Below are 17272 nucleotides of genomic sequence, written 5' to 3'. Positions count from 1 at the left end.
TGGAAGGTCCATTGTGTTCCGACGCACCGTCCCGGGAAAGGGCCGAGACGCCCCACTGTCTCAGGGTGACGTGCCCGCCTGGGCTCCGGACGACTTCAGCGAGAAGCGCTCGATGACCTCCAGCAGCAGCCGGGGCTCCACCGGCTTCTTGAGGAAGGCCGCCACGTCGTAGTTGGCCGCGTACACGGCCCTGTCTCGCGGGTTCATCGCCGCCATGCCCGCCGACAGGATGATGACGGGCACCCCGGCCAGCGTCGCGTTCGCCTTGCGCGCCGTCAGCACCCGGTGGCCGTCCATGACGGGCAGGGCCATGTCGAGCAGGATGAGCGAGGGGCGCGGCGGCGTCTCCAGGTACTTGAGCGCCTCCTTCCCGTTGCTCGCGGCGCGCACCTCGTAGCCCTGGAGCTCCAGGTACCCCTGGAGGGCCTCCCGGATGTCCGCGTCGTCCTCGACGATGAGCAGGGGTCCGCTGGAGGCTGGCATGGAAGGCTCTCCGAGGGGCATGAACACCCTTTCAAGGTAAGTCAGCCACCCACCACCGGGAGTCCCCTGGGGGCCTGCCCGCCTGCTTTGCCCCGGCCGACCCGGCGCCGACCCGGGACAGGCATGCCGCCGTTGACCGGCCCCCGCCCCGCCTATATAGGGGGCCCCGCCGCTGTCCCCTGTCCCACCTGGGCGACGCGGGCTTGAAACGTCCCACAGGAGCTTCCCGGTCCCATGGCGTCCCTTCGTGACATTCGCAAGCGCATCCGCTCGGTGAAGAACACGCGGCAGATCACCAAGGCGATGAAGATGGTGTCCGCCGCGAAGCTCCGGAAGGCGCAGGACGCCATCCTCGCCGCGCGCCCCTACGCGACGATGCTGGACCAGATCATCGCGGACCTGTCGGCGCGCTCCGGTGGGGAGAACCTCACCCACCCGCTGCTCGTGGCCCGCCCGGTGAAGAAGGTGGAGCTGGTCCTGCTCACCTCGGACCGTGGCCTCGCCGGCGGCTTCAACTCCAACGTCATCCGCCGCGCCAACCGCTTCCTCTACGAGAACACCGCGCTGGAGCGCATCCAGCTCGCCACGGTGGGCCGCAAGGGCAACGACTTCTTCCGCAACCGCGGCCAGGCCATCCGCAAGGACTTCGGCGGCCTCTACCAGCGCCTGAACTACCGCGCCGCCGCGGACATCGCCGAGGAGCTGGTCGCCAGCTACCTCAATGGCGAGGTGGACGCCGTCCACATGGTCTACAACGAGTTCGTCACCGCCATCACCCAGAAGGTCTCGGTGGTGCAGCTGCTGCCGCTGCAGACGCTCGGTGCCGCGGACCAGGCCCCCGCCGAGGGCGCCCCCGCGCTGGTGGACTTCAAGTACGAGCCGGACCGCCAGGCGGTGCTGGACCGGCTGGTGCCCCAGGCCGTCAACATCAAGCTCTACCGCGCGCTGCTGGAGAGCGTGGCCAGCGAGCACGGCGCCCGCATGAGCGCCATGGAGAACGCCACCTCCAACGCGTCCGACATGATCGGCAGCCTGACGCTCACCTACAACCGCACCCGTCAGGCGGTCATCACCAAGGAGCTGATGGAGATTGTCTCCGGCGCCGAGGCGCTGAAGTAACCCCCCGCCTCCAGCAGGTCGCTCCCTGGGCCCGCTCCGTCTATCGGGGTGGGCCCTTCGCGTTCAAGGTCTCCGGCGGCGGGTGGGAAGCCCCCAGAGCGGCCTGCCGTGGGCGTACCAGACGGACGGCAAGCAAGAGGGTAGCGCTTGGCGCGTGGGTCCGCTAAGCCCGACTTACCCCAGAAGTGCCCGGGAGGCTTGACCCTACGGGAGGCCCCCGGTAAAGGGGGCCCGCCCTCCCACTCGGGCCGAAATTTAGAAGGGCGCGGCGTATGGCCGCTCCCCCCGCGAGGCAGACGAATTCCATGAGCGCTCAAGTTCCGACGGCAGGCAGAGTCATCCAGGTCCTCGGCCCCGTGGTCGACGTCGAGTTCCCGCCCGGCGGGCTGCCCGAGGTCTACACGGCCCTGAGGGTCACCAACCCCAACCTGGGCGCCGAGCAGGACAACCTCGTGCTCGAGGTGGCGCAGCACCTGGGCGAGAACACGGTGCGCACCATCGCCATGGACTCCACCGAGGGCCTGGGCCGCGGCATGTCCGTGCGCAACATGGGCTCCCCCATCCAGGTGCCGGTGGGCAAGGCGACCCTGGGCCGCATCCTGAACGTCACCGGTGACCCGGTGGACGAGATGGGCCCCGTGAAGGCGACGGAGTACTGGTCCATCCACCGCGCGCCCCCGCCCTTCACGGAGCAGGACGTGCGCGTGCAGATGTTCGAGACGGGCATCAAGGTCATCGACCTGCTCGCCCCGTACACCCGCGGTGGCAAGATTGGCCTGTTCGGCGGCGCCGGCGTGGGCAAGACGGTGCTCCTGCAGGAGCTCATCCGCAACGTGGCCGTGGAGCGCGGTGGCTTCTCGGTGTTCGCCGGCGTGGGCGAGCGCACCCGCGAGGGCAACGACCTGTACCACGAGATGCAGGACACGGGCGTCATCAAGACCGACAACCTGGAGGCCTCCCAGGCGGTGCTCGTGTACGGCCAGATGAACGAGCCGCCCGGAGCCCGCGCCCGCGTGGCCCTGTCCGCGCTCACCATGGCGGAGTACTTCCGCGACGTGGACGGCCGCGACGTGCTCCTCTTCGTGGACAACATCTTCCGCTTCACGCAGGCCGGCTCCGAGGTGTCCGCCCTCCTGGGCCGCATCCCCAGCGCCGTGGGTTACCAGCCCACGCTCGCCACGGAGATGGGCAGCCTCCAGGAGCGCATCACCTCCACCACCAAGGGCTCGATTACCTCCGTGCAGGCCATCTACGTGCCCGCCGACGACCTGACGGACCCGGCGCCCGCGACGGCCTTCGCCCACCTCGACGCGACGACGGTGCTCAACCGCTCCATCGCCGAGCTCGCCATCTTCCCCGCCGTGGACCCGCTGGACTCCACCAGCCGCATCCTCGACCCGGCCGTCATCGGCGCCGAGCACTACGGCGTGGCCCGCAAGGTCCAGGGCATCCTCCAGCGGTACAAGGAGCTGCAGGACATCATCGCCATCCTCGGCATGGACGAGCTCTCCGAGGACGACAAGCTGGTGGTGGCGCGCGCCCGCAAGATCCAGCGCTTCCTGTCGCAGCCCTTCTTCGTGGCCAAGGTCTTCACGGGCAAGGACGGCCGCTACGTGAAGCTCCAGGACACCATCCAGGGCTTCAAGGAGATCGCCGACGGCAAGCACGACGACATCCCCGAGGGCGCCTTCTACATGACGGGCTCCATCGACGAGGTCGTCGAGAACGCCCGGAAGCTCGCGGCATCCTGAGTCGTCCCGCTTCGCACTCTCTCCCGAGGTGACCATGCGTCGCCACGTGCTTGCCCTGGCCCTGCTGTTCCTGGCGCTCCCCGCCCTGGCGGAGGAGCGCAAGGGGAGGGCCCGGGTGAGCGCCAACGGGCTCTTCAGCGTGCACCTGGTGGAAGTCGCGCCGGGCAACTGCCGGCTGGAGGTGACGAAGGAGAGTGGTCCCGCCTGGTCGCTGCCGAAGTGCCTGGGCTCGCTGGACGACTTCTACTTCGTCTCCAACGACGGCGAGCGCGTCTGGGTGCTGTGGTCGCTGGTGGAGAAGGGCAAGGCGGCGCCCGCGCCGGTGACCCGGGGGAAGAAGAAGCCCAAGGGGCCGCCCGCGTGGGCCAATGTGGTGGTGGCGGCGCAGTACGACAGCAAGGGCAACCGGCTCCAGGAGAAGCGGCTGACGGAGCTGCTCTCCACGCGGCAGCTCTCCGAGGTGCGCCAGCTCACCCACCACTTGAAGTGGCTGGAGGGCACGCTCGGCATCCCCGGCAAGGGGCCCCGGCTGACGGATGCCGGGGTGGTGGAGTTCGAGCCGGTGGGTGGAACCACCCAGCAGCTCACGTTCTGATGCGGTAGTTCGAGGAGCCTCATGGCCAAGCTGACCGTGGAGATTGTTACCCCTGAGAAGCGCATCCTGTCGGTGCAGGCCGACGAGGCCGTCGTCCCCGGCGGCCGGGGCCTGTTCGGCGTGCGCCCGGGCCACACCCCGTTCCTGTCGCTGATGGAGCCGGGTCCGCTGACGCTCATCGACGGTGGCCGACGCGAGTCCTACTTCGTCGCGGGCGGCTTCGTGGAGGTGGGCAACGACAAGGTGCTGGTGCTCGCCGACGCGGCCGAGCCCGTGGCCGGCATCGACGTGGAGGGCGCCCGCCGCCGCATGGCCGAGGCGCAGGAGCGCATGAAGGGCCTGTCCGCCGAGGACGCGCGCTTCGAGCTGGAGCAGGCCACGGTGCGCCGCGAGGCGGCCCGCATCGGCGCCGCCAGCGTCGCCCGCGGCTAGCCCTTCCGCTTCACCCCGCGTCCAGGGCCCGCCACGTGGGCCCGGCGCTCCCTTCAGTGCAGGCAGCGGCGCGCGAAGGCCCGGCGCCCCCATGACAGGGGCCCGCTTCGACGCCTGGTCGCTCCGGGAAGCGCTCCCCTGCCAGGCGGCGCAAGTCCTGCGGGACGTCCCGGGGCTTCCGCGCTCGCGGCGCAACTCCTGCGCGGCGACATTCCTCGCTTCCGCTCCCGGGAAGCCATGGCATTTAAGATGCATTCATAATGCATCATTGAGCGCCCGGACCCGGGCGCGAGGAGCAACACATGACCACGGCTGCAGCGGAGAAGAGCGTCTACGAGCAGATTGGCGGGGAGCCGGCGATGGCGGCGGCGGTGGAGGTCTTCTACCGGAAGGTGCTGGCGGACGACCGCATCAGCCACTTCTTCGAGGACGTGGACATGGAGCGCCAGGCGGCCAAGCAGAAGGCGTTCCTCACCATGGTGACGGGAGGGCCGGCGAACTACTCGGGCCGGGACATGCGCGCGGGGCACGCGCCCCTGGTGAAGCGCGGGCTGAATGACCTGCACTTCGACGCGGTGGCGGGGCACCTGAAGGAGACGCTGGAGGAGCTGGGCGTGCCGGCGCCGCTGGTGGCGCGGGTGCTGGCCATCGCCGAGGGCGCCCGCGCGGACGTCCTCAACCGCTAGGGACACGGAGCGCGCCATGGCGAAGGTGAAGCATGAGTCGCAGTGGTATCCGCTGGAGTCGGGCGAGAGCGTGCTGGACGGGCTGCTGCGGCAGGGCGTGTCCGTGCCGAACTCCTGCCGCGCGGGGGCCTGTCAGTCCTGCCTGATGAAGGCGGAGCGCGGCGCGGTGCCGGAGGCGGCGCGCGTGGGGCTGAAGGACACGCTCGTGGCCCAGGGCTACTTCCTCGCGTGCACCTGCCGGCTCCCGGAAGGCACGGAGCTGGAGGTGGCGGGCGCGGAGGCCCTGCGCGTGCCGGCGCGACTCACCTCGCTGGCGATGCTGTCCCCGGACGTGCTGCGGGTGCGGCTGATGCCAGAGACGCCCTTCGCGTACCGCGCGGGGCAGTACGTCTCGCTGGTGCGTGAGGACGGGCTCGCCCGCAGCTACTCGCTGGCGAGCCTGCCTCGCGAGGACTCGCTGGAGCTGCACGTGCGCCTCCTTCCGGGCGGGACGATGAGCGGCTGGCTGGCCGGCGAGGCGCGGCCGGGTGACAGGCTCTTCCTCCAGGGCCCCGCGGGCACCTGCTTCTATGTCCCCGGCCGTCCCGAGCAGCCGCTGCTGCTCGCGGGCACCGGCACGGGGCTGGCACCGCTGTACGGCATCGTCCGGGATGCCCTGGAGGCGGGCCACACCGGTCCCATCTACCTGTTCCACGGGGCGCGGGTGCCGGAGGGGCTCTACCTCCTCGACGAGCTGCGCGAGCTGGCGGAGCGCCACCCCCAGGTGCGGTACCGGCCGGGCGTGCTGGCGGGCGGCAGCCGGGACATCGCCGAGGGGCCGCTCGACGTGCTCATCCGCGCCGAGTGCCCGAAGCCGACAGGCTGGCGGGCCTGGCTCTGCGGAGACCCCGGATTGGTGCTATCCCTTCGCAAGAAGCTCTTCCTGTCCGGGCTCTCGCTGAAGGAACTCCACGCGGATGCGTTCCTGCCGAGCACCCCCCAGGCGGGAGCTTCAGGAAACGCCGCTGTTGGAGTCCGCTGACCGTGCACCTCACCCTCCACGCCGACTACTCGCTGCGCGTCCTGCTCTACCTCGCCACCCGTCGCGGGCGGCCCGTCTCCACGCAGGAGATGGCGGACGCGTACGGCATCTCCAAGCACCACCTGGTGCGGGTGGTGCAGACGCTGGCGGCGCAGGGCTTCGTGGACGCGCGCGCGGGGCGTGCGGGGGGCGTGACGCTGGGGCGCGAGCCGAAGGACATCAACGTGGGACAGGTGCTGCGCGCCGCCGAGCCGGACTTCCACCTGGTGGAGTGCTTCGAGCCCGCGCGCAACACCTGCCCGATTGCCCCGGCGTGCGGCCTCAAGGGCGTGCTGGCCGAGGCGCGCGAGGCCTTCCTCGCCATCCTGGACCGGTACACGCTCGCGGACCTCGTGAGCCGCTCGCGTCCGGACCTCGCGGACTTCTTCCTGCCCGCCCGCGCGGGATGACGTCCGGCACGCTGGAGCTGTTCCACCGCATCGCCGACCCGCCCTCCGCCGAGGCGCGGCGCTACATCGTCGACTACGCGCTGGAGGACCGCGTCGTCTTCCGCAACGTGGCGTTTCGCGAAGCGGAATCCGACTGGCTCCGGCTGGGTGGCCACACCACACCCGCGCTGTGGGACGGCACGCACCTGCACCAGGGCGCCCAGGCGGTGCTGGCGCGTTTGCAGGCCGTCGTCAACCTGGGCCGCGACGACGCGTGACGGGCGCTCGCTCGCGTGTGCCGACATTCGCGCGCCGCTGCCACCTGTGCGCCCCTCGTGCGCCATGAGTGTCGCGCGCGAAGCTTCTGGAGTTGGACACGTGTGCAGGTGCGTGGATGCATGCGTGGGCACGGGCTTGCCGCGCCCGTGCTGGTTGCGGTAGTCAGCCCGCCCGCGCACGTGCGTGAGTGAGTCGTGGGCGAGGGAGGGTGGACGGTGATGACAACGTGCGTGTTGGTGTATGAAGAGGGAGCGCCGCCCGCGCGGTGCACCACCAGGCCCGCCGAGCGCGCGTCAAGCCCCGGCATGCTTCTTCCCACCTTCGCGTTCGCGCGTTTCACGCGCTTCTCCCTGGCCGTCCGGCCCTGAGCCTCGGTTAATCTCCACGCCCCCATGCCGCTGACTCCCGCCGAGCGCCAGGACAGGTTCCATGCGGCGTTCGTGGGACTCGCCATCGGCGATGCGCTCGGCTTCCCGCTGCGCGGCATCCCGCCCGCGAGTCTCGCGCGGCTGCCGAACCTGGCGGATGACTTCGCGCCCCGGCCGCGCGGCAAGTTCGCCAAGGGCCAGTTCAGCGACGACACACAGTTGCTGCTCGCCGCGGCGGAGAGCGTCATCCGCGAGGGCAAGGTGGACGGGCGCAGCGCGGCGGCGCACCTGGCGTGGCTGTGGCAGGAGGGCATCATCCTCCAGCCGCCCCGGAGCCTCGCGGACGCGCTGCAGCGGCTGGCCGCGGGCACGCCGTGGATGAGCGCGGGCGCGTCGCTGGGCACGAAGTGCCCGTCCGTGCTCAGCCGCGCGCTGGTGGTGGGCCTGCTGGAGAGCGGCCACCGCGCGCGCCTGCCGCATGACGCCGGCGTCCTCACCGTCATCACCCACAAGGACCCTGTCTGTGCCGCGGCGGCGGCGGCCTTCGCGCAGGCCGCGGCGCTGGGCATGGAGGAGGAGGCGCTGACGCCGGCCGCCTTCTGCGAGGAGCTGGCGCTGGCGGCGGCGGTGCATGACAAGGGGCTGGCGGAGGAGGTCCGCCACCTGCCGCGGCTGCTCACGTGGGACCCCGTGCGCGCGCTGGGACAGCTGCGCAAGGTGGGCGTGCCCCCCAGCGAGCTGAAGGGCGTGGACGGGCTGCCGCCGCACGTGGTGCCGGTGCTGCTCACCTCGCTGTACGCCGCCCTCAAGGTGCCGCACGACTTCCGCGAGGCCGTGGCGCTCACGCTGCGCTGTGGCGGCGAGGCGGACGTGGCCGCGGCGCTCACCGGGGCCCTCATCGGCGCGCACCTGGGCACGCGCGCGATTCCGGCACGCCTGCGCAAGCAGGTGCTGTACTCGGAGAACCTGGTGGACACCGCGGACCGGCTCTTCCGCGCCCGCCAGGTGCGCGAGACGCTGGCCACCGCGCTGGCCCACCACCGTCGCCGCTGAGCGGCCCCCGAGGGGGCTGTTGGCCGGAGGGCAGGCGGGCGGGCTTGGGCCCTTCTGCTCTCGGGACTTCTCTGATGAGTGTCTGCTGACCACCTTGTGCGAAGGAGCGGGGCCGCATGGGTGCCAGCCAGGCATGCGAGCGCACGAGCGGACCCGCGAAAGTCAGCGCAGGAGGCGCACGTCGTGGACCTCGAATCGGAACGCCTGGAGCGAAGTCAACTGGAGTCGCTCTCCACGGCGGAGCTCATCCGGCATGCCCTGGCGGAGTCTCGCCTGCTGGTGCGAGCCGAGCTGCTGCACGCCAAGAAGGAGCTGCGTGACGAGCTGAAGGCCGCGCGCACCGCCGGCATCCTCATCGGCGCGGGCGCGGTGCTGCTGCTCGCGGCGGCGCTGCCCTGCCTCTTCGTGGCGCTGGGACTGGCGCTACCGCTGGGCGAGGCCTTGGGCGTGCTGGCGGTGGGCGTGGCGCTGCTCGCGATTTCGGGCCTCCTGCTGTTCCTGGGCATCAAGCGGGTGCCCAAGAAGCCGCTGCCACACACGCAGGAGCGGCTGAAAATGGACTACCAGCTCACGCGGGAGACGCTGCAATGAATGGCAACGGCCGCGACGAGAACGTGGGCGGGCCCGTCGCAATCGAACGGCACGCCGACCACCACATCACCCGGGGCATGGATGACCGGAAGCAGGTGGAGCAGACGGCGGACCGCATCCGCGACGAGCTCATGCTGACGCTGGAGGAGCTGGACCGCCGCCGCGAGCGCGCGCTCAGCCTTCGCTACCAGGCGGAGCAGCACAAGGAGCTGCTCATCGGCGTGGGCGCCGTGGCCATGGTGACGGTGGGGCTGGGCGTGGGCTACGCCATCTACCGCGCGCGCCACCGCGAGGCGCTGCTGCGCCGCCAGCGCCGCATCGCCCTGAAGCGGGCCTGGGAGCACCCGGAGAGCGTGGCCTACGCCGCGAACCAGCGCCCGCTCGGCATCGAGCTGGGACGCAAGCTCGTCCTCATCTTCGCCACCGCGCTCGCCACCCGTATCGCCCAGAACTCCGTGCGCACCCTGGTGCCGGCGCGCGGGGCCCCGACTGCCGCTGCGGGTGTCCAAAAGAATAGTTAATTGCAGCGAAGACGCGCATAAAGCAGACTGATGGTCATGACGGACCTGCTCTATGCGCGGGCGCAGATGGGCCTGTCGCTCGCGTTCCACATCGTGTTCGCGGCGGCGGGCGTGGCGTTGCCGGTCCTCATGGTGCTGAGTGACTGGAAGGCGCGGCGCACCGGGGACGCGGACTACCGGCTGCTGAGCCAGAAGCTGGCGAAGGGGACGGCCATCCTCTTCGCGGTGGGGGCGGTGAGCGGCACGGTGCTGTCCTTCGAATTGGGCCTGCTGTGGCCCGAGTTCATGGGGCAGTACGGCGAGGTGATTGGGCTGCCCTTCAGCCTGGAGGGCGTGGCCTTCTTCACCGAGGCCATCTTCCTGGGCATCTACCTGTACGGGCGCGAGCGGGTGTCGCCGGGCCTGCACCTGTTCTCCGGCGTCATGGTGGCGGTGAGCGGCGCGGCCAGCGCGTTCTTCGTCACGCTGGTCAACACCTTCATGAACAACCCGTCGGGCTTCACGGCCACGCCCGGGGGCGTGACGGACGTGGAGCCGCTGGTGGCCATGTTCAGCCCGGGCTGGCAGTACCAGACGGCGCACGTGCTGCTCTCCTGCTACCAGGCGAGCGCCTTCGCCATGGCGGGCATCCACGCCTTCGTGCTGCTGCGCCACCCGGGCGCGGCCTTCCACCGCAAGGCGCTGTCGGTGGCGCTGCCGCTGGCGTGTGTCACCGCGCTCCTGCAGCCGCTGGTGGGGGACCTCTCCGCGAAGCACGTGGCCCGTGAGCAGCCGGTGAAGCTGGCCGCCATGGAGGGGCATTTCGAGACGGAGCGCGGTGCGCCGCTGCGGCTGGGCGGACTGCCGGACGTGGAGACGGGGCAGGTGCCCTGGGGCGTGGAGATACCGAAGGGGCTGTCCATCCTCGCCTTCGCGGACCCGGACGCGGAGGTGAAGGGGCTGAAGGAGTTCCCCCGCGACGAGTGGCCGCCGGTGGCCAAGGTGCACCTGGCCTTCCAGGTCATGGTGGGCACGGGCAGCCTCATGGCGCTGCTGGCGCTGGTGACGCTGGCGCTCCGGTGGCGGCGGAAGGCGTGGCCGGACGGGCGGTGGCTGACGTGGGCGTGGCTGCTGTCGGGGCCGCTCGGGGTGGTGGCGCTGGAGGCGGGGTGGCTCGTCACCGAGTGGGGCCGGCAGCCGTGGATTGTCCGCGGCTTCATGCGCACCGCGGACGCGGTGACGCCGGTGCCGCACCTGGCGGCGCCCTTCTGGACCTTCACCGTGGTGTACCTCTTCCTCGGCGCGACGGTGGTGTTCCTCATGGTGCGGCAGGTGGCGGGCACGCTGCCGGGCCGGCACGGTGGCCAGGGCGGAGGTGACGCTCATGTCCACTGAGGCGGTGCTGGGCTTCGCGGTGGCGGGGACGTTCGTCCTCTACGCCCTCTTCGGTGGCGCGGACTTCGGCGGCGGCGTGTGGGACTTGCTGGCCAGCGGCCCGCGCAAGAAGGAGCAGCGCGCGCTCATCGCCCATGCGCTGGGGCCGGTGTGGGAGGTGAATCACATCTGGCTCATCGTCGGCGTGGTGCTGTTGTTCGCCGGCTTCCCGCGCGCCTTCGCTGTGCTGAGCGTGGCGCTGCACGTGCCGCTGACGCTGCTCCTGCTGGGCATCGTCTTCCGGGGCGCCGCCTTCACCTTCCGCACGTACGACATGCGGGGGGACGCGGTGCAGCGGCAGTGGGGCCTCGTCTTCAGCGTGGCGAGCGTCATCGCGCCGCTGCTGCTGGGCATGTGCGTGGCCGCGGTGGTGAGCGGCTCCATCCGCGTGGAGGGCCGCGTGGTGGTGAGCGGCTTCTTCGCGTCGTGGCTCACCCCCTTCGCCTGGGTGGTGGGCGCGCTGGCGCTGTGTCTCTTCGCCTTCCTGGCGGCGGTGTACCTCACGCACGAGGCGCCCACGCCAGAGCTGCGCGAGGACTTCCGCCTCAGGGCCCTGGGCTCGGGCGTGGCTGTCTTCGTCGCGGCGCTGGCGGTGCTGCTGTTCGCTCGGCAGGGCGCGCCCCGGGTGTGGCAGGGGTTGCTGCACTCGCCCTTCGCGCTGGCGCTCCACGCGGGCACCGCGCTGGCGTCGGTGACGGCCTTCGCCCTGCTGTGGACGCGGCGCTTCCGGTGGGCGCGCGTGGCGGCGGCCACGCAGGCGGGCCTCATCGTCCTCGGCTGGGCCGCCTCGCAGCATCCCTATCTGGTGGTGCCGGATGTCACTCTGAGCAGCGCCGCCGCGGGCCCCACCGCGCAGCGCATGCTGCTGGTGGCGCTGGGAGTGGGCGCGCTCACCGTGCTGCCCTCGCTCGCGCTCCTCTTCCGCGTCTTCCGGCCCGGGCCCGCGCCCTCCGCTGGCGCGGAGAAGTGAGCCGTTTCACAGGCAAACGTCATTTGACGTGCTACTCGTGAAAGTCCCGCGAGTCTTTTGTCAGACATGAATTGCAGGGATTGAAAACACGACACTCGGGCAATTGTCGGGTTTTCTCCATGCGGGCGGGTACCCGGGAAGTTCCGTGCTTGCGGAGTGGAACGCGTCCGTGACGCGCCGCAGGTACGCTCTCCCAGGCCGTCTGGCGCGCTGCGCCGCCCTCGCCGCGCCGTGACAGTTCCCTGAGTGAGAATGGGCTGGCTGTAGCTTTCCCGTGTCTGCCTTTGCGTGGGGTGTGACGAGCTGTGACGGCGTCCAGGCCGCGCATATCTCTGGGCTCCGATTGAAAGACACCCATGGCGGCGGATGTGGTTTTTGTTTGTTGAACGCAAGGAGTTGCGCTCACCGCGTTGATAAATACAGACAGAGAGCACACCGCTTCTGCCGACACGGGGGTCGTCGCATGGGTGCCATCACGCGTGCTGTCATGCTGTTGAGTCTCCTCTCGATTCTTGCTCCGGCGACATCCCAGGCGTCGGACTCGTTCGTGAACTGGGAGGACCCGCAGGTCCACCCGCTGGAGCTGACGCCGGATGGGACGCGGCTGCTGGCCGTCAACACGGCGGACAACCGGCTGATGGTGTTCGACCTGACGTCACGGGGCGGGCCGGAGCTGGTGGCCTCCATCCCCGTGGGCCTGGACCCGGTGTCGGTGCGCGCCCGGAGCAACCATGAGGCGTGGGTGGTGAACCACATCTCCGACAGCGTGAGCATCGTCGACCTGAAGCAGGGCTACGTGAAGGCCACCGTCCAGACGGACGACGAGCCCGCGGACGTCGTCTTCGCGGGCCACCCGCAGCGGGCCTTCATCACCTGCTCGCAGGTCAACCGCGTGCTGGTGGTGGACCCCCACCGCCTCGGCGCGGAGCCCCGGCGAATCACCCTCAAGGGCGAGGACCCGCGCGCCCTGGCCGTGAGCGCCGACGGCCGCTCCGTCTACGCCGCCATCTTCGAGTCCGGCAACGGCAGCACCGTCCTCGGCGGCGGCCTGCTGATTCCGGACGCCTTCCCTCCCAACGGTGTGGGTGACCCGCGCGGCCCGTATGGCGGCATCAACCCGCCGCCCAACGCGGGCGCTTCCTTCGAGCCGGCGCTCAACCCGGCCAACCCGCCGCCGCCGGCCGTGGGCCTCATCGTGAAGAAGGACGACCGGGGCCGGTGGATGGATGACAACCGGGGCGACTGGACGCAGCTGGTGAGCGGCGCGTACGCCTCGGTGACGGGGCGGCCCATGGGCTGGGACTTGCCGGACCGCGACCTGGCCATCATCGACACCCACAGCCTGAGCGTCACCTACGCCCCCCGGCTGATGAACCTGAACATGGCGCTGGCCGTCCACCCCTCCGGCTCCGTCACCGTGGTGGGCACCGACGCCACCAACGAGGTGCGCTTCGAGCCCAACGTCAACGGGCGCTTCCTGCGCGTGCTGATGGCGGTGGTGGACCCGAAGCGGCCCACCTCGCGCAAGGTCCATGACCTCAACCCGCACCTGAACTACGCCACGCCCACGGTGCCCCAGTCGCTGCGCAACCTGTCCGTCGGTGACCCGCGCGGCATCGCCTGGAACGCCTCCGGCACTCGCGCCTACGTGACGGGCATGGGCTCCAACAACGTGGTGATGGTGGGCCCGGGCGGCGCGCGCCTGGGGCAGGTGCCGGTGGGCGAGGGGCCCACGGGCGTCGTCTTCGATGCCCGCCGCGAGCGCGTCTACGTCCTCAACCGCTTCGGCGCCAGCGTGTCCGTGCTGAGCGCGGAGCGCCACCAGGAGCTGGTCCGCGTGCCCTTCTTCGACCCGTCCCCCGCCGCCATCAAGAACGGCCGCAAGCACCTGTACAACACGCACAAGACGTCCGGCCTGGGCCACATCTCCTGCGCGTCCTGCCACGTGGACGCGCGCATGGACCGGCTGGCGTGGGACCTGGGCGACCCGGCGGGGACGGTGAAGTCGCTGGACGGGCAGAACCTGGGCATGAACCTGCCCATGCCGGCCTTCGAGCCGTGGCACCCGATGAAGGGCCCCATGACGACGCAGACGCTCCAGGACATCATCGGCAAGGAGCCGCTGCACTGGCGTGGCGACCGCGCGAGCCTGGAGGAGTTCAACCCCGCCTTCGAGGGACTGCAAGGCGACGACGCCCAGCTCACCCCGAAGGAGATGGCGGAGCTGCGCTCCTTCCTCGCGACGCTGAGCTTCCCGCCCAACCCCTTCCGCGGCCTGGACAACTCGCTGCCGAAGAATCTGCCGCTGCCGGGCCACTACACCACCGGCCGCTTCGGCCCCGCCGGCCAGCCGCTGCCCAATGGTGATGCGACGAACGGGCTGAAGCTGTTCCAGCCGCCGAGGCTGCTCGCGACGGGGCTGTTCGCGTGCAGCACCTGCCACACCTTCCCCTCGGGCCTGGCGCCCAGCATGCAGTGGACCGGCACCATGTGGATGGACCTGCCGCGCGGGGCCAAGGGCGAGTCCCACCACGCGCTCGCCTCCACGGATGGCAACACGAACGTCAGCATGAAGGTGCCGCAGCTGCGCAACCTCTACGAGAAGGTGGGCATGGAGCTGACGCAGAAGGAGAGCCTCTCGGGCTTCAGCTTCCTCCACGATGGCAGCGTGGACTCCATTGCCCGCTTCGTCAGCGAGCCCGTCTTCCTCCCCGCCAGTGACCAGGAGGTCGCCGACCTGGTGGCGCTGCTGCTCTCCTTCGCGGGCTCGGAGCTGCCGCGCGGCGTGGCCACGGAGCTCTTCAGCCCGCCGGGGCCTGACAGCCTGGACTCGCACGCGGCGGTGGGACAGCAGGTGACGGTGGGTTCCTCGGGGCCCACGCCCGCGCAGCTGGGGCGGGTGCTGCTCTTCACGGCCCTGGCGGAGCGGGGCCAGGTGGGCCTCGTGGTGAAGGGACGGCAGCAGGGCCGGGTGCGCGGCTACACCTACGCGGGCCGCGGCGTCTTCCAGTCCGACCGGGCCCAGGAGAAGGTGAACGCGTACGTGCTGCTGGACCGCGCCGGTGCCGGCAGCGAGCTGACCTACACCGTGGTGCCTCCCGGTACGCAGTGGCGCATCGGCGTGGACCAGGACGAGGACGGCACGCTGGACCGCGATGAGCTGGACCGGGGCTGGCGGCCGGATGCGCCGGGCAATGAGCGGGACCTGGTGATGAATCTGGTCGAGGCGCCGCGGTAGGGCTCGCGGTGATGCCGGCCCTCCGAGGTTGCTCGGAGGGCTCGGGGTGCGACGGGGTAGGGGCATGAAGGCACAGCCTTCGCGCCCCTGCCCCGTCGCCGTTTCCTGGGGAGCCGCGTCATGACGCGGGGTGCGGGCGCACGGTGGACATGCCGTCCCACCGCGCCGCGCGAGGGGTTGCGCGCGCAATCCCGGGGCGATACGTCACCCGGGAGCCTCAATCGAGGACGCGGAGGACGCGTGAACTGCCGCTTCACCATGGCTGCGCACATGCTGGGAATGCTCGCGTGTGCGGCGCGCGAGGAGCGCTGTTCGCTGACGTCCGAGAACATGGCGCGCAGCATCCAGACGAACCCGGTGGTGGTGCGGCGGCTGCTGCGGGACCTGGCGCGCGCGGGGCTGGTGGAGACGAAGCGGGGCGTGGGCGGCGGGGTGTCCCTGGCCCGTGGCGCGGAGGACATCACCCTGCGCGACGTGTACGAGGCGGTGGAGGAGGACGCGGAGCTGCTCGGCCGCTACCCCTCCGGGCCCAGCCAGTCCTGTGACCTGGCCCCCGTGGTGGCCGAGTACCTGGAAGAGGTGGTGGGGCGCGCCGAGTCGGCCTTCAAGGAGAGCCTGGAGGAGACCACCGTGGCGATGATGTCCCGGGGGCTGGGCGCGCGCATGCGCCGCCGCAGCTCCCGCCGCCGCGCTTCAGGGAGCTGAGGGCGCCGCGGGCCACACGGCCCGGGGTTCCTCGTCCCCCTGCGCCAGCAGCACGCTGGCGCCCTCGAGCAGGTCCTCGGAGTCCAGCGCCTCCACCACGGTGCGCACGCCGGCATCCGCGTCCATCACCCGGCAGTGCACGCGCAGGCGCTGCTCCCGCAGCTCGCCGCCTTCCACCTCGCCATTGCCCGTCCAGCCGAGCGCGTCCGTGAGCAGCTCCTCCACGGCCACGCGCTTCTCCAGGTCATGGCCGGAGCCCTTTCCCTCCACGGCGTACTGGACGATGAGGGTGACCATGGCGTCCGGGTCGGGCTCGTCATAGCCCTGGTCCACGAGAGGACCGGCGGCCTCGGCGATGGCCATGTCCGGGTCCTCGTCCGGGGGCACGGGCTGCTGCCGCTCCTCGCCCACCTGGCCGACGGGGCCCCAGTGCACGGTGAGGCTGCCCTCGTGCACCCAGGCTTCCCAGTAGTGGAGGGTGTCGCCTTCCTTCTTGTAGAGCTTCAGCACGCGTGCGGTCTCATGCGGAGGGGCCCTGCATAGCATGGGGCGCGCCGGGGCTTCCCGTCAGAAGGCACGGCCCTGTCCTCCATCGACCGGTAGGGTGGCGCCCGTCACCCAGCGCGCGCGCTCCGAGCAGAGGAAGGCCACCACGTCGGCCACCTCCTCGGGGGCGCCGAAGCGGCCCCAGGGCAGCTCCTCGCGGACGAGCTTCTCCACCTTCTCCGGGTCCGCCTGCCGGCGCTTGTCCCAGCTCCCACCGGGGAAGAGGATGGAGCCCGGCGCCACGCCGTTGACGCGGATGCGGTGGCGGGCGAGGTCCACGGCCATCTCCTTGGTGAGCGCGGTGAGGCCGGCCTTGGCGGTGGTGTAGGGCGCGCTGGTGGCGTACTCGCGGCCGTAGATGGAGTTGATGTGGATGATGCAGCCGCCGCCCTTGGCGCGCATGACCTCTACGGCGCGCTGGCTGCACCACACGGCGGACATGAGGTTGCGGTCCATGATGGAGGCCCACTGCGCCACGGTGGCCGCGTCGAAGGCGCCCGCGCCGCCGCTGCCGCCCACGTTGTTGACGAGGATGTCCAGCGTGCCGAAGGCATGGACGGCCGCGTCCACCGCCGCCACCGCGCCGGGTTGGGTGGCCACGTCCGTCACCACGGTGGTGACGTCCGCGCCGGAGGCGCGCAGCTCCGCCGCGGTGGCCTCCAGTGCCTCGGCTCCGCGCGCGGTGAGGCACACCCGTGCGCCCTCGCGGGCCAGCACCGTGGCGATGGCCCGGCCGATGCCCCGGCTGCTGCCGGTGACGAGGGCCGACTTTCCTTTGAGCTCCAGGTCCATGGGAGTGGGTTCTATCGCTTCGGCCGGTAGGCGGGTTGGCACACAAAGGGCTGCGCTTCGTCCTCCGGGTGCAGTGGTGGTCCACTGCACAGATGTCGGGGTCGTTGGGGTCGCGGGGGCCTGGTACGAAGCTCGGTCGCAGATGAGCCCGTCCGGGCAGGGAGCGGTCCCTGCCGCACGTGAACTCGCAGGCCATCCAGACCTCGCCTGGACGTTCGTAGTCGGTGGCGCATTGCTGGCTATCCGGCCGGCGGCCTTCACCGCAGTGGGATTGAAGCTTT

General features: G+C 71.0%; 18 protein-coding genes. 15 read left to right on the top strand and 3 right to left on the bottom strand.

Features of this window, described 5'->3' with window-relative positions; genetic code table 11:
• Window positions 1-60: 60 nt before the first annotated feature.
• Window positions 61-483: a response regulator gene (locus tag G4D85_RS41900; protein ID WP_240359818.1), complete on the bottom strand. Its 423-nt coding sequence runs from the start codon at window positions 481-483 to the stop codon at window positions 61-63.
• Window positions 484-717: 234 nt separating this feature from the next.
• Between G4D85_RS41900 and atpG the strand changes: the two genes are divergently transcribed.
• From atpG to G4D85_RS41825, 15 genes are all read left to right on the top strand, one after another.
• Window positions 718-1602 carry an ATP synthase F1 subunit gamma gene (gene atpG / locus G4D85_RS41895; protein WP_164019879.1) on the top strand — a complete coding sequence of 295 codons (885 nt, stop codon included), beginning with the start codon at window positions 718-720 and terminating at the stop codon, window positions 1600-1602.
• A gap of 305 nt (window positions 1603-1907) precedes the next feature.
• Complete coding sequence (gene atpD / locus G4D85_RS41890) at window positions 1908-3353, top strand: F0F1 ATP synthase subunit beta (protein ID WP_164019878.1); 1446 nt, start codon at window positions 1908-1910, stop codon at window positions 3351-3353.
• A 34-nt stretch (window positions 3354-3387) separates the two neighbouring features.
• Window positions 3388-3948 (top strand): hypothetical protein, encoded by a 561-nt coding sequence (locus G4D85_RS41885; RefSeq protein ID WP_164019877.1) that lies wholly within the window; start codon window positions 3388-3390, stop codon window positions 3946-3948.
• A 21-nt stretch (window positions 3949-3969) separates the two neighbouring features.
• Entirely contained in the window at window positions 3970-4380 is a 411-nt protein-coding gene (locus G4D85_RS41880; protein ID WP_164019876.1) for a F0F1 ATP synthase subunit epsilon, read from the top strand.
• 302 nt (window positions 4381-4682) lie between these two features.
• Window positions 4683-5066, top strand: coding sequence for a group I truncated hemoglobin (locus G4D85_RS41875; RefSeq protein WP_164019875.1), 384 nt, complete (start codon window positions 4683-4685; stop codon window positions 5064-5066).
• 16 nt (window positions 5067-5082) lie between these two features.
• Window positions 5083-6087, top strand: coding sequence for a 2Fe-2S iron-sulfur cluster-binding protein (locus tag G4D85_RS41870; protein WP_164019874.1), 1005 nt, complete (start codon window positions 5083-5085; stop codon window positions 6085-6087).
• A 2-nt stretch (window positions 6088-6089) separates the two neighbouring features.
• Window positions 6090-6536 (top strand): RrF2 family transcriptional regulator, encoded by a 447-nt coding sequence (locus G4D85_RS41865; protein ID WP_164019873.1) that lies wholly within the window; start codon window positions 6090-6092, stop codon window positions 6534-6536.
• Window positions 6533-6793 (top strand): hypothetical protein, encoded by a 261-nt coding sequence (locus G4D85_RS41860; protein WP_164019872.1) that lies wholly within the window; start codon window positions 6533-6535, stop codon window positions 6791-6793. The genes G4D85_RS41865 and G4D85_RS41860 overlap by 4 nt, the downstream gene beginning before the upstream one ends.
• A gap of 393 nt (window positions 6794-7186) precedes the next feature.
• Window positions 7187-8215, top strand: a complete 1029-nt coding sequence (locus tag G4D85_RS41855) for an ADP-ribosylglycohydrolase family protein (protein ID WP_164019871.1) — start codon at window positions 7187-7189, stop codon at window positions 8213-8215.
• 183 nt (window positions 8216-8398) lie between these two features.
• Window positions 8399-8806 (top strand): phage holin family protein, encoded by a 408-nt coding sequence (locus G4D85_RS41850; protein ID WP_164019870.1) that lies wholly within the window; start codon window positions 8399-8401, stop codon window positions 8804-8806.
• Window positions 8803-9327 carry a hypothetical protein gene (locus G4D85_RS41845; RefSeq protein ID WP_164019869.1) on the top strand — a complete coding sequence of 175 codons (525 nt, stop codon included), beginning with the start codon at window positions 8803-8805 and terminating at the stop codon, window positions 9325-9327. Before G4D85_RS41850 ends, G4D85_RS41845 begins: the two co-directional genes overlap by 4 nt.
• A 36-nt stretch (window positions 9328-9363) precedes the next feature.
• A complete protein-coding gene (locus G4D85_RS41840; RefSeq protein ID WP_275900360.1) occupies window positions 9364-10701 on the top strand; it encodes a cytochrome ubiquinol oxidase subunit I in 1338 nt (445 codons plus the stop codon).
• Window positions 10691-11710 (top strand): cytochrome d ubiquinol oxidase subunit II, encoded by a 1020-nt coding sequence (locus G4D85_RS41835; protein ID WP_205525940.1) that lies wholly within the window; start codon window positions 10691-10693, stop codon window positions 11708-11710. The genes G4D85_RS41840 and G4D85_RS41835 overlap by 11 nt, the downstream gene beginning before the upstream one ends.
• A 487-nt stretch (window positions 11711-12197) precedes the next feature.
• On the top strand, window positions 12198-14948 hold the full coding sequence (locus G4D85_RS41830; protein WP_240359817.1) for a hypothetical protein: 2751 nt from the start codon (window positions 12198-12200) through the stop codon (window positions 14946-14948).
• A gap of 240 nt (window positions 14949-15188) precedes the next feature.
• Window positions 15189-15653, top strand: coding sequence for an RrF2 family transcriptional regulator (locus G4D85_RS41825; RefSeq protein ID WP_205525939.1), 465 nt, complete (start codon window positions 15189-15191; stop codon window positions 15651-15653).
• Here the strand turns inward: G4D85_RS41825 and G4D85_RS41820 are convergent.
• Both G4D85_RS41820 and G4D85_RS41815 read right to left on the bottom strand, forming a co-directional pair.
• Window positions 15642-16163: a hypothetical protein gene (locus tag G4D85_RS41820; protein WP_205525938.1), complete on the bottom strand. Its 522-nt coding sequence runs from the start codon at window positions 16161-16163 to the stop codon at window positions 15642-15644. The two genes, G4D85_RS41825 and G4D85_RS41820, sit on opposite strands and share 12 nt — an antisense overlap.
• A gap of 57 nt (window positions 16164-16220) precedes the next feature.
• Complete coding sequence (locus G4D85_RS41815) at window positions 16221-16991, bottom strand: SDR family NAD(P)-dependent oxidoreductase (RefSeq protein ID WP_164019863.1); 771 nt, start codon at window positions 16989-16991, stop codon at window positions 16221-16223.
• Window positions 16992-17272: the final 281 nt, after the last annotated feature.

It is taken from the genome of Pyxidicoccus trucidator (assembly GCF_010894435.1).
In the GTDB taxonomy this organism is placed as follows: Bacteria; Myxococcota; Myxococcia; order Myxococcales; family Myxococcaceae; genus Myxococcus; species Myxococcus trucidator.
This window is presented reverse-complemented; position numbering and strand designations above follow the sequence as displayed.